Raw genomic sequence first — 11,821 nt, forward strand, 5'->3', positions numbered from 1 at the left:
CGCATCGGATACACCATGAATCGACAGGCAAGGGGGCGAAATTGTGCCACGAATGACACCGCACCTGTCAGCTTTGCCACGTACTACGAAAAATGGCGATATTCATCAAGTCCGCGCACCGCGCACGATGACCGGAACGTCGGACAGGAACCGAATGCAGCCACCGAAACGAACGTCGCAGCCGGACCGTGCTCCCGAAGACAGCATAGCGGCGCGGTTTGCGCCCTGCCGTGCCGTCTTGGCAAGGCCGGCGTGACCGTTTGCGAAGTGAGGCGCGCGCGGCGGATCGCCGGTTCGGTGCGTCGGCGTGACCCGTTGCGGGGGCGCCTCGGGCCGCCGGCGTGCCGCCGACGAGCCGATGAAAGGCCTTCGCGCGTCGCGAGTTCCCGTTACAGCCCGGATCCCGCCTGCCCTTGTGCGAGGAAATTCACCACGGCGGATGCTGTCGCACTCAACTGCTCGCGCGAGGGGAACACGAGCCAGAGCTGGCGATGCGCCCACTCGTCGGTCAGCGGGCGCACAACCACATCGAGCTTGCCCACGTAGAGTTGACCGACCTGCTCGGGTGCGATGGCAATGCCCAGGCCCGCATGCGCCATGCGGCACAACGCGTCGAGACTGGACACGCGAATCTTGATCCGCAACGGCGCCCCTGCTGCGCTCGCCTGCTGGCGCAGCAACTGCGTGAGTGCGCTGTTGCCTTGAAGGCCCACCAGCGTCTCGCCGGCACAGGCCGAGAACGGGATCTCGCCCGCACGCGCGGCCAGCGGATGTCCAGCGGGCAGAATCACGGCGAGGCGGTCGCGGCGGTACGGCACCATCGTGAACGCCTCGATGCCTTCGACGGCGTTGCAGATTCCGACGTCCACGGCCCGCTCGGCCACGCGCTGGAGCACTTCGTTGCTGTGCTGTTCGTCGAGCTCGACGTCCACGGCGGAAAACACTCGGCCGAACGCGGCCAGATCTTCCGGCAGGAACTGCACGATGGCCGACAGGTTCGCCGCGATGCGCACACTGCCGCGCGCACCTTCGTGGAACTGCGACAACTCCGCCCCCAGCGATTCGATGGTGCCGAGAATGTGTTCGGCATAGCGGCGCACCGTCTCGCCCACCGGCGTGACGGTAATACCGCGCTGATGACGCTGGATGAGCGGGAGGCCGACGATCGCCTCGATGTCGGCAATGCGCCGGCTGATCGCCGACGGCGCAATGAATTCGCGCTCGGCGGCACGCGCCATGCTCCGCTCCTGGCACACGGCCACGAAAAGGCGCAACGATGTAAGGTCTAGCTTGCGGAGAAGGTTTTCCATACCCGTACGGCATACGCCGGAAATGCCGGAAACGCCCGGCTGGCGCGGCCCCGCGCGGGGCACGTCTTTTGCTGGACAAACAACGAATCGACGCCTATTATACGCATCGCGTACACCTCCCTGCCGACCCGACCATGAGTGCACAGCAGACTTTCCTGCGCGACGCGATGCGCCGCCTGAACATGACCCGCGACAGCTTCGCCGAGCGCATCGGCGTTCGCCGGCGCGCCCTCGACACCTGGCTGCTGCCGGAGGACTCGAGCGAATATCGCACGATGCCGAGCATCGTGGAGAAATTCGTCGGTGAAATCCTCGGTCGCGAAGCTCCGTCCTCGGAATCTACGCAAAGCGCACACAAACCGCTGCGTGAACGCATGGGCCTCGACGGCAAGCCGCATCTGATCTCGGTCGACCAGTTCTCGCGCGATTCGCTCGAAGCCCTGTTCCACGTTGCCGATATCATGCAACCGATTGCACGCCGGCAAAAGATTTCGCGCGTGCTCGAAGGCGCGGTGCTCGGTAATCTGTTCTTTGAAGCCAGCACGCGTACCCGCGTAAGCTTTGGCGCAGCCTTTTGTCGCCTGGGCGGCTCGGTGTGCGACACGACCGGCTTCACGTTCTCGTCGATGGCCAAGGGCGAGTCGATTTACGACACGAGTCGCGTGATGAGCGGATATGTCGACGCGCTCGTCGTACGTCACCCGGAAAAGGGTTCGGTCGCCGAGTTTGCGCGCGCCACGAACATTCCCGTGATCAACGGCGGCGACGGCCCGGGCGAACACCCGAGCCAGGCGATTCTCGACCTGTACACGATCGGCCGGGAATTTTCGCGTCTGGGCAAGCTGGTCGACGGCGCGCATGTCGCGATGGTCGGCGACCTGCGCTACGGCCGCACGGTGCACTCGCTCATCAAGCTGCTCGCCCTGTACCGCGGCCTGAAGTTTACGTTGATCTCGCCGCCGTCGCTGGAAATGCCGACGTACATCCTCGATCAGATCTCGCAAAATGGTCACGTGATCGTGCAGAGCCACTCGCTCGCCGATCTGAACGGTGCGGATGTGGTGTACGCCACGCGCATCCAGAAGGAACGCTTCGCCGATGAGGCCATCGAGGGCTATACGCCGGACTTCCAGATCAACGAAGCGCTGATCAATCAGTACTGCGACGCCCGCACGATCATCATGCACCCGCTGCCGCGTGACAGCCGGCCCGGCGCCAACGATCTGTCGACGGACCTGAATCACGACCCGCGCCTGGCGATCTTCCGTCAGACCGACAACGGCATTCCGGTGCGCATGGCGATCTTCGCGATCCTGCTCGGCGTGGACAAGCAGGTGCAGCACAGCATGCGCGACGCCGCGTGGCGCGCGCCTTCGCACATCGGCCCGGACGACGCCCTGTTCGACGGCCTCGACTGATCGGTCGTCGCTCGGAAAACACCGAAACCGACCTCAGACACACCTGAAATTGCACTGCCCCCAAGGATTTTTCGCGGGGGCAGTGTGTCTTTACGAGTAAAATTGCGTCCATCTCGAATCGGTACGCTTTTTTGCTTTTCCGGAGGCCCACATGCGGCGCAAGACCCTTACCCAATATCTCATCGAACAGCAGCGGGAGTTCGACAATATTCCTGCTGAGCTGCGCCTGCTGATCGAAGTGGTCGCGCGCGCGTGCAAGTCGATCAGCCATGCCGTGTCCAAGGGCGCGCTTGGCGGCGTGCTGGGCAGCGCCGGCAGCGAAAACGTCCAGGGTGAAGTGCAGAAGAAGCTCGACGTGATCTCCAACGAAATCATGCTCGAAGCGAACGAATGGGGCGGTCATCTGGCGGCGATGGCATCGGAAGAGATGGAAGACGTCTTCCATATTCCGAACCGTTATCCGCAGGGCGAGTATCTGTTGATGTTCGATCCGCTCGACGGCTCGTCAAATATCGACGTGAACGTGTCGATCGGCACGATTTTCTCGGTGCTGCGTTGTCCGGACGGCGTGACGGATCCGACCGAGAAGGACTTCCTGCAACCGGGCACGCAACAGGTCGCGGCCGGTTACGCGGTGTATGGCCCGCAAACGGTACTGGTGCTGACAACGGGTCACGGCGTGAACTGCTTCACGCTCGATCGCGAGATGGGGTCGTGGGTGCTCACGCAGGAAGGCATGCGCATTCCGGAGGACACCAAGGAGTTCGCGATCAACATGTCGAACGAGCGTCATTGGCATGCGCCGGTGCAGCGTTACATCAACGAGCTGCTGCAAGGCAAGGAAGGCGTGCGCGGCAAGGACTTCAACATGCGCTGGATCGCCTCGATGGTGGCCGACGTGCATCGCATTCTCACGCGCGGCGGTGTGTTCATGTACCCGGCCGACAAGCGCGATCCGGACAAGCCCGGCAAGCTGCGCATCATGTATGAAGCGAACCCGATGAGCTTCCTGGTCGAACAGGCGGGTGGCGCGGCGACGAACGGCGTGCAGCGCATTCTGGAAATTCAACCGCAAAAGTTGCATGAGCGCGTGGCGGTGTTCCTCGGCTCGAAGCATGAAGTCGAGCGCGTGACGGGCTATCACCTGGAAGCGGGTACGAAACAGGGCGAATGAAGCGGAATCAAGGCGGATGGATCGTCGTTGCGAAGGCCGCATGACGCGAGCCCATGATTGGGAAAAATGCCTCGCGACGACGAAAGCGCCGAATGTCTGAGATTTCAAAGATTTACGCGTAACTCACGCAAAGACAGTAAAAAATCTTTGGAAAAGGTAGTGACAAACGGGCAAAGTCTGCTATTATCTCACTTCTTCGCAGCGCCGGAGTAGCTCAGTCGGTAGAGCAGCTCATTCGTAATGAGAAGGTCGGGGGTTCGATTCCTCTCTCCGGCACCAGCGACTTAAATCGTTGGGTACGACGAAGTCCTCAAAACCCGCATAAGCATTAGCTTTGCGGGTTTTTTGTTTTCTCGCAATTGGGACGCCATGCCCCCCTATTCTCGCCCCATCCGAGGGCATTTTTAGGGGCATAACGAGGCCTCCCGCCACACCACACCACGACCGGGACGCGAGCGATCGCCTCGCGGTTCAGCGCTTCGCTTGGCTGCCGTCGGCCGCGCCATCGACCGCATTATCATTCGCCCCATCTTCATCTTCCGCCGCCTGCGCCATCCACGCGTGATAGCCCGCCACGCCCATCTGCCGCATGAGCGCTTCGTTGCGCTCGAAGATCATCTCGGCCTCGGGGAACGCTTCGACTGCGCGATCGATGCTCGACTCGCGCAGCAAATGCCATATCGGATACGGCGCGCGGTTCGTGTAGTTTTCCACGTCGTCCGGCGCGGTACCTTCGAATTGATAGTCCGGATGAAAACTCGCGATCTGTAGTTCGCCCTCGAGATGCAACGACTTGAGCATGCGCTGCGCGAAGAACAGCGCGTCGTTGTACTCGTGAAAATCGAGCAGCGCACCCGGCATGATCAGCAGCGTCGTGTCCACGGCTTGTGGATCGGCTTGCGCCAACCACTGCAACTCGCGTTCGAGATCGAGCAACGTCCCTTCCATGTCGCGCGCGGCGCTCACGACGTAGCGAATCTGCTCCTTCACGTGCACCGCCTTCGCAAACGGGCAAAGGTTCAGCCCGATCACCGCACGCGTGAGCCAATGACGCGTCGCCGCGATCACAGCCTCATGGTCTTGCGCTTGCGCTTGCGCCATGGGGGGTGTGGTGTCAGGGACGGGAAAGGTCTTCTGCGTCATACGGGCACTTGGCGATTCATCATGAATACCGCATTGTAATTCCCACCGCGTCCAACACGCATGTCCGCCAGCATGCTCAGCATCGATAATTCAGGGGCACGAATGCCAAAACGGCCCGACGGCATCTGCGCCACCATGCGGTTTTCCCACCGCCACGCGTCCAACGACTATGCCCGGTCCGTCGTCCATCCCGTCTCCCGCCGCCAGCACGCCCGAAATTCTCTCGCCTGCTCCGCCCTCCGCCGAAAATGGGGCCGTGCGGCGTATCCACCATCGCGACACAGCGTCATTGGCGAGCATGACACTCAGTCAACTGCTCGCGGCAAGCCGGTCGCGCGACTATCGCACGCAGGATATCTGGCGTGCGATAGTCGATCCCCAAGCCGATGCGGGTCGCGAACTACGACTCGCTTGCGAGAGCGCCTCCCCCAACGGACCATTGTTCCTCCAAATGGCAACCCTGCTCAACACGCCCGAGGAGGAGCGCACGCTGGATCGTTTGATTGACGTGGGCATCTTCCTCGTACCGGCCCGCGCCCGGCAACTTCGCGCCGACGACGCCGCCCTGCTGCGAAGCGACGAAGGCCTGAAACTCTGGCTGCAATACGCCGCGTCGCCGACCTGCTATCTGAGCGTGTTCGACGGCTCCGACGTCTTCGGCGAAGCCACCACCAAAAGCCGCGCGCGCATCGACAAGATCCTTCGCGTGCTGGTGGCGGTCGGGCGCGACAAGACCGACGCCACACCCGCGAACCCGACCGCCACGGCCCCTCGCAATCCCCTCGCGCATTTGTGCAGCCAGACCGCCCCACAATGGCTGCGCCGCCTGCTCCAACTCGGTGCGTGCCCCGAGCAGATGAACGACCAAGGCATGCCGCTGACGGTGGTCGCCATGCGCGCGCAAGCGCTTCGCCTGTACACCGCCGATCACGATCCCCTTGATCCGCACGACTCGCTGCACCAACTCGCACAACTGCTCAGGCGCCAAGGCGCGGATCTCGCACAATCGAATCGCGATGGTATGCCCGGGCCGGCCCTGCTCACGCTCCACGGGCTCTGCGGCGCCGCCGAAGCCCTGCTCGCCGCCGGCGCCGATCCGAACGCCCCCGACCGGAACGGCAACACGCTGATGCACCATCTCGCGTACATCGTTCGCCTGCAGGACGACCCGGTAAAGATCGACTGCGCGTGCCTCGCGCGACACGCCCTCGTCGTCGCGTCCGGCTACGGCGGCGACATGACCCGAGCCAACCATGCAGGACAAACGCCGCGCTCGTGGATCCCCGAACCGTTGCCCGCCGCCCCTCAGATCGGCGATCAGCACCTCGACACCGTCAGAACCACGGCGCTTCGACGGATTCGCGCACTGATCTAGTTCGCGCACCGGCCCGAGTTCCGCCGTCCTCCGGCGCGCACGCCGTCGCGCGGCGGCCATCGCCATGCGACATGGCGTCGCGCGACGGCGGCTTGCCGCATCGCGCTTGCCTCGACATGCGCACCCCCATATTGCTTTGCACTCCTATTCTCCATGCCTCAATCACCACTGGCCACGCCGTCCGCTTGTAGCGGGGCCGCTTGCCTGAGTCCCGCAGCACAGCCCAAGCCCTCTGACATCGGCCCCAGCGGTTCAGTCGCCACCGCCTCCTCGGCGCTGTCCGACATGACGCTCGATCGCCTGCTGATCGCCAAACAAGACGGCCAATGCTCACCGCAGCAGGCATGGGAAATACTGATGAACCTGAACACGACGGCAGGCCGGGAGCTACGCGACAGTTGCCTGATTTCCGGCGCGTCCCGCCCCGAGGAATTGGCCTTTTCGATGGCCACGCTGTTCTGCACGGCAGCGCAGGACCGCACCCTCGCCAAACTCGACGAAGCCGGCATCTTCATCGACCGGACACGACGTGACCGGTTACGCCCCGAGGACGCCGCCTTGCTGTTGAGCGACGAAGGACTGCGGCTCTGGCTCCGTTTTGCCGCGTCGCCATCGGGCTACCTCAGCGTGTTTGTCGATTCGATCCTGAACGCCCCCGCCGAGCTGACAGGGACGCTCGCCGCGGCGCTCCGGGTGCTCGTCGCCTGCGGCCGTGACACGACCAACGACGTCGCGGCGTCCGAAGTCGCGGGCGATGTCCATCTCCCGCTCTCGCATGTGTGCAGCCAGGTCGCGCCCGAATGGTTGCCGTCACTGCTGAACTACGGCGCCGACGTCAATCAACGCACCGTCAACGGTGTGCCGCTCGTGGCCACCGCCCTGGCGGCCCAGGCCCAACGTCTCTATGCGGAGGGCCACGATTTGCTCGTCCCGCATGTGTCGTATCAGCAACTTGGCGCGATGTTCCAGTCACATGGCGCCGATCTGTCGCAGCGCTCCCGCACCGGATCCCCCCCTGCCATGCTGCTCGCGCTGAACGGCTATTGCGCCGCGGCAGAGGCCCTGCTTTCGCTCGGCGCGGGCGGTAGTCATCCCGACCGCAACGGCAATACGCTCATGCACTATCTCGCGGCCGTGACGCACCTCCGGCAACACGCCGTCTCCGCCTTTTTCCTGCTCAACCTCGCCTTGCGATTCGGCCACGATCCCGCCGAACCCAACCGGGAAGGCACGACGCCGTGCGCACTGCTTCGCGACGGCCTTGCGCAGTACCTGCGGCTCAATCAGACGATGATTGCGCAAGCTCGCGAGCGGGCAAGGCGTGGCGTGTCGGCCTCCACGGCGCCGGGTGCCCAGAACGCCAACCGTCATGTACCGCCCTTCGTCATTGCCGTGGCCGCCGAGGCGCATCGACTCATCGCGCAGGGGCACGACCCCTTGCTGCCGCACGAATCGATCTTCCAGTTGGGGATGTCGCTCCAGCGCGACGGCGTCGACATCGGGCAACGACATACCGACGGCACGCCCCCGGTCCTGTGGCTGGCCCGACAGGGATACTGCGGCGCCGCCGAAGTGCTGCTCGCACTCCACCCGAACGCCAACGCCTGCGGGCCGGACGGCAATACGCTCATTCACGCCCTGGCGGGCGCGACCCGCACGCGTGAGAGCGCCATCCTGGCCGACTACATGCTGAGCACAGCGTTGCGGTATGGTGGCGATCCCACCCGGCCCAATCGATGCGGAAATACGGCACTCTCGTTCCTGAGCACCGAGCGCACCCGGTTCGTGCGGGCCAGCTTCGCGTTCGTCTCCGAGACGCGCAACAGCGCGCGACAGAAGGTCGCCCAACGGCAATAGCGCGCGCCCCAACATGCGGCGGATCGCGCGCTTCGGGCGGATCGGGCGCTTCGGCCGTGTCGATCGCGCGACAGCCCGTCGCGACGATGCGACATTACGTCGCATCCCCATAACATGCATTTAATTTGCATCTTATAATGCGCTCGCCGGGTCCCTAAAGAGATGGTCGTGTTGTGAGCCCTGGGACACCGGCGACCGAATGCCGCACCGAGAATCTTCCGCACAATGAGATCCGGCGGTGCTGATGGAATACCCACAAGTGCGACAAAAAAGATGCATATGAATTGCATCTTACAAACTCAGGAGTTTTTGCCATGCTTTCCGCAGCTTCCCGCCCCTACATCGATGCGAGTGTTCCGGTTTTGCGCGAGCACGGTCTTGCGATCACGCGCCACTTCTACGCAAGCATGTTCGAAGCCCATCCTGAGCTGCGCAATCTCTTCAACATGGGCAATCAAGCCAGTGGCGCGCAGCAACAGTCGCTCGCCTCGGCCGTGTTCGCGTACGCCGCGAACATCGACAACGCCGCAGCGCTTGGGCCGGTGCTAGAGCGTATCGTGCACAAGCACGTGTCGGTCGGCATCACGCCGTCGCATTACCCGATCGTTGGCCGCCATTTGCTCGGTGCCATCAAGGACGTGTTGGGCGACGCCGCCACGCCCGCACTGATCGCCGCGTGGGACGAAGCCTACTGGCTGCTCGCCGGCGAACTGATCGCGGCCGAAGCCCGTTTGTCGGAACGCACGCACTCGCCGCTGGGCGCGCTGCGCGAACTGGTGGTGGCCGATGTCGACCGCGAAACGGATCACATCGTCTCGTACTACCTGACCACGCCCGAAGGTGGCTCGCCGGGTGAGTTCTCCCCGGGACAATATGTGAGCGTCTCGGTGACGCTGCCGGATGGCTTGCAACAACGCCGTCAATATAGTCTGTCCGACGCACCGCAAGCCGCGCACTGGCGCATCACCGTCAAGGCGGAGGCCGCCGACGAAACGAAGCCGGCCGGTCAGGTCTCGAACTGGCTGCACGCGAATGTGAAGGCCGGCGACCGCCTGCTCGTGAGCGCGCCGTACGGCGAGTTCACGACGTCGCTCGACGAGGCTCGTCCGCTCGTGCTGCTCAGCGCCGGCGTCGGTATTACGCCGATGATGTCGATGGTCGCCGCGCTGGCGGCCAAGGGGTCGCGCCGCGAGATTCTGTTCGCGCATGCCGCCCGCCACGGCTCGCATGTCGCTCTGCGCCGTCACCTGACGTTCGCGGCTACGCAACTGCCCAACCTGCGCGTGGCGACGTTCTTCGAAACGCCGCAAAGCCACGAACGCGAAGGCGCCGACTACAGCTACGCCGGCCGCATGGACATCTCGCGCCTCACACTGCCTGCCAACGCCGATTACCTGCTGTGCGGCCCGGTGCCGTTCATGCAGACGCAATGGCGCGCCCTGCGCGACGCCGGCGTGCCGGCTGAGCGTCTGCATCGTGAAGTCTTCGGTCCGGACGCGCTCGATCACCTGCTCTGATCCAGCCCCGCGGTAAACGACACGAGGCCCCCGAATCTGGGGGCCTCGTGTCGTTTTGTCATCGAGATGCAGTGCCCCCGCCGCGCGGGCCGCCGCCGATGACACCTCAGTCGATCAAGGCGCCCGAGGCGTCATAGAACGGATGCGAGCCGCCCGCATCGTCGACGAAGGCCAGATGCGAGACCAGTCCGATCTGCGGCGTGAATCGATGCAGTTGGAACGCCGGCGGATCGAGCGCCCACGCGGACGGTCCGCCCTCGCGCAGATCGAGCGCGACCTGGTGGGCCGGTGACGGGCATACGCTCGCAATTGTGCCGGCAAAGCGCGTATGAATCGGCCGATGCACGTGACCGCAAATCAATCGCTCGACGTTGTCGAAACGGCGCACCACGTCGGCGAGCTTCGCCGCATCGGCGGCATCGAGCGCCTGAGCATCCATGTGCTCGATACCACACGCGAAAGGCGGATGGTGCATGGCGATCACCGTCGGCGTGGCGGTATCGCTGGCGAGCGCCGCTTCGAGCCATTGCAGACGCTGGTCGCACAAGCGCCCACCGCCGTTGGGCGGGTCCTGCGTATCGAGCGCCACGAGCCGCAGCGCGCCGAGCGTCGCCGTGTACTGCACGAAGCTGCCCGGCTCGCCGAGATACGTGTGCTCGGGAAACACCTCGCGCAGTGCGTCGCGACCGTCGTGATTGCCGATGATGAGGTAGTACGGGATCTGCAACGGCGCGAGCAAACGACGCAGGTGCTCATATTCCTCGCGCGCACCGAAATCGACGAGATCGCCCGTCAGCACAACGAATTCGGGACGCGGCACCAGCGTATTCAGACGCGCCACGCAGCGTTCGAGATAGGCGGCGGTATCCACGCGCCGATAGGCCAGCTTGCCGGGCCGTTTGATGTGAAGGTCGCTGATTTGTGCGAACAGCATGGGCAGTTTATCCGTGAAGCGAAAAGACATGGGCGGCGGGCAGCGACAACCCGACCTGTTCGCCGACGCGGCATGCGCGACGGCTGGACACTTCGACCAGCACCGACCCCGCGGCGGACACGCCGCCCAGCGTCAGTCGGGTACGGTCGCCGAGAAACTGTACTTCCTCGATACGGCCGACGAGCGCTGCATCGTCCGCCGGCACGACCACCGCATCTTCCGGGCGGAAGTACAACTCCTGCACGTCGGCACGCACATTCGGGCAGGCAAAACGTCCGCCTTCCAGATGGAAATGTCCCTCGCGCCACACGCCGGCCAGACGGTTGATCGTGCCGACAAAGTTGGCGACATGGCGAGAGGCCGGTTGGTAGTAGATGTCTCGCGGCGCGCCGATCTGCTCGATGCGCCCCGCGCTCATCACCACGATGCGATCGCCCAACGCCATCGCCTCGTCCTGGTCGTGGGTGACATACACGGTTGTGACCCCCAGGCCACGCAGCAGACGATCCATATCGGCGCGCACCGTCTCGCGCAGCTTGGCGTCGAGGGCCGTGAGCGGCTCGTCGAGCAGCAACACGCGAGGCTCCGGCGCGAGCGCGCGCGCCAACGCCACGCGCTGCTTCTGACCGCCCGAGAGCTGCGCGATCGCGCGCTCGGCGAACGGCGTGAGCTGCACGAGGTCGAGCAGCTCGTTCACGCGCTTGTCGATCTGCGCGGACGGCAGGCCTCGCAGCTTCAGGCCGTACGCGACGTTGCCGCGCACGGTGAAGTTCGGGAACAGCGCGTAGTTCTGGAACACCATCCCCACGCGGCGCTTCTCGATGGGCAGACGCGTGACGTCTTCGTCGCCGAAGCGCACGCGGCCGCCAGCGTCGGGCCGCTCGAGTCCGGCGATCATGCGCAGGGTCGTGGTCTTGCCACACCCCGACGGGCCGAGCAGCACCAGCGTCTCGCCCGCGCCGATCGTCAGATCGAGGGGCTGCAACACCGTGGTGCCGTGAAACGTCTTGGCACAGCGTTCGAGATGAATTGGGATGGAAGTCAGTTTCATCGTCATATCCTAAGCATTCGGTGGCGTACTCGCATCCGCCGG

General features: G+C 64.2%; 10 protein-coding genes and 1 tRNA gene. 6 read left to right on the forward strand and 5 right to left on the reverse strand.

What is annotated here, in order from left to right:
- Nucleotides 1-389 precede the first annotated feature (389 nt).
- On the reverse strand, nucleotides 390-1,310 hold the full coding sequence (locus A985_RS0114955; RefSeq protein ID WP_026131997.1) for a LysR substrate-binding domain-containing protein: 921 nt from the start codon (nucleotides 1,308-1,310) through the stop codon (nucleotides 390-392).
- 134 nt (nucleotides 1,311-1,444) lie between these two features.
- Between A985_RS0114955 and A985_RS0114960 the strand changes: the two genes are divergently transcribed.
- From A985_RS0114960 to A985_RS0114970, 3 genes are all read left to right on the forward strand, one after another.
- The gene (locus tag A985_RS0114960) at nucleotides 1,445-2,728 is read left to right on the forward strand and encodes an aspartate carbamoyltransferase (RefSeq protein ID WP_026131998.1); all 1,284 of its coding nucleotides are present in this window, start codon (nucleotides 1,445-1,447) and stop codon (nucleotides 2,726-2,728) included.
- A 151-nt stretch (nucleotides 2,729-2,879) separates the two neighbouring features.
- A complete protein-coding gene (locus A985_RS0114965) occupies nucleotides 2,880-3,902 on the forward strand; it encodes a class 1 fructose-bisphosphatase (protein ID WP_017234213.1) in 1,023 nt (340 codons plus the stop codon).
- Nucleotides 3,903-4,105: 203 nt separating this feature from the next.
- Nucleotides 4,106-4,181 (forward strand) — tRNA-Thr (locus A985_RS0114970).
- A gap of 192 nt (nucleotides 4,182-4,373) precedes the next feature.
- Here the strand turns inward: A985_RS0114970 and A985_RS0114975 are convergent.
- Both A985_RS0114975 and A985_RS29315 read right to left on the reverse strand, forming a co-directional pair.
- The gene (locus A985_RS0114975; RefSeq protein WP_017234214.1) at nucleotides 4,374-5,003 is read right to left on the reverse strand and encodes a DUF1415 domain-containing protein; all 630 of its coding nucleotides are present in this window, start codon (nucleotides 5,001-5,003) and stop codon (nucleotides 4,374-4,376) included.
- 38 nt (nucleotides 5,004-5,041) lie between these two features.
- Nucleotides 5,042-5,182, reverse strand: a complete 141-nt coding sequence (locus A985_RS29315) for a hypothetical protein (protein ID WP_017234215.1) — start codon at nucleotides 5,180-5,182, stop codon at nucleotides 5,042-5,044.
- A 161-nt stretch (nucleotides 5,183-5,343) separates the two neighbouring features.
- On the opposite strand from A985_RS29315, the gene A985_RS0114985 reads away from it, so the two are divergent.
- From A985_RS0114985 to hmpA, 3 genes are all read left to right on the forward strand, one after another.
- Nucleotides 5,344-6,420 carry a hypothetical protein gene (locus A985_RS0114985; protein ID WP_017234216.1) on the forward strand — a complete coding sequence of 359 codons (1,077 nt, stop codon included), beginning with the start codon at nucleotides 5,344-5,346 and terminating at the stop codon, nucleotides 6,418-6,420.
- Between the two features lie 285 nt (nucleotides 6,421-6,705).
- Nucleotides 6,706-8,277, forward strand: coding sequence for a hypothetical protein (locus A985_RS0114995; RefSeq protein WP_017234218.1), 1,572 nt, complete (start codon nucleotides 6,706-6,708; stop codon nucleotides 8,275-8,277).
- 314 nt (nucleotides 8,278-8,591) lie between these two features.
- Nucleotides 8,592-9,794 carry an NO-inducible flavohemoprotein gene (gene hmpA / locus A985_RS0115000; RefSeq protein ID WP_017234219.1) on the forward strand — a complete coding sequence of 401 codons (1,203 nt, stop codon included), beginning with the start codon at nucleotides 8,592-8,594 and terminating at the stop codon, nucleotides 9,792-9,794.
- 106 nt (nucleotides 9,795-9,900) lie between these two features.
- On the opposite strand, the gene A985_RS0115005 is transcribed toward hmpA, so the two are convergent.
- Both A985_RS0115005 and A985_RS0115010 read right to left on the reverse strand, forming a co-directional pair.
- Nucleotides 9,901-10,728, reverse strand: a complete 828-nt coding sequence (locus A985_RS0115005; RefSeq protein ID WP_017234220.1) for a phosphodiesterase — start codon at nucleotides 10,726-10,728, stop codon at nucleotides 9,901-9,903.
- A gap of 7 nt (nucleotides 10,729-10,735) precedes the next feature.
- Nucleotides 10,736-11,779, reverse strand: a complete 1,044-nt coding sequence (locus tag A985_RS0115010; protein ID WP_017234221.1) for an ABC transporter ATP-binding protein — start codon at nucleotides 11,777-11,779, stop codon at nucleotides 10,736-10,738.
- Nucleotides 11,780-11,821: the final 42 nt, after the last annotated feature.

The organism is Pandoraea sp. B-6, assembly GCF_000282835.1.
Lineage (GTDB): Bacteria > Pseudomonadota > Gammaproteobacteria > Burkholderiales > Burkholderiaceae > Pandoraea > Pandoraea cepalis.

Bases quoted from the DNA above. Each gene is read 5' to 3' on its own strand.
- A985_RS0114955 (WP_026131997.1), bottom strand. From the start codon at position 1,310: ATGGAAAACCTTCTCCGCAAGCTAGACCTTACATCGTTGCGCCTTTTC.
- A985_RS0114960 (WP_026131998.1), top strand. From the start codon at position 1,445: ATGAGTGCACAGCAGACTTTCCTGCGCGACGCGATGCGCCGCCTGAAC.
- A985_RS0114965 (WP_017234213.1), top strand. From the start codon at position 2,880: ATGCGGCGCAAGACCCTTACCCAATATCTCATCGAACAGCAGCGGGAG.
- A985_RS0114975 (WP_017234214.1), bottom strand. From the start codon at position 5,003: ATGGCGCAAGCGCAAGCGCAAGACCATGAGGCTGTGATCGCGGCGACG.
- A985_RS29315 (WP_017234215.1), bottom strand. From the start codon at position 5,182: ATGGTGGCGCAGATGCCGTCGGGCCGTTTTGGCATTCGTGCCCCTGAA.
- A985_RS0114985 (WP_017234216.1), top strand. From the start codon at position 5,344: ATGACACTCAGTCAACTGCTCGCGGCAAGCCGGTCGCGCGACTATCGC.
- A985_RS0114995 (WP_017234218.1), top strand. From the start codon at position 6,706: ATGACGCTCGATCGCCTGCTGATCGCCAAACAAGACGGCCAATGCTCA.
- hmpA (WP_017234219.1), top strand. From the start codon at position 8,592: ATGCTTTCCGCAGCTTCCCGCCCCTACATCGATGCGAGTGTTCCGGTT.
- A985_RS0115005 (WP_017234220.1), bottom strand. From the start codon at position 10,728: ATGCTGTTCGCACAAATCAGCGACCTTCACATCAAACGGCCCGGCAAG.
- A985_RS0115010 (WP_017234221.1), bottom strand. From the start codon at position 11,779: ATGAAACTGACTTCCATCCCAATTCATCTCGAACGCTGTGCCAAGACG.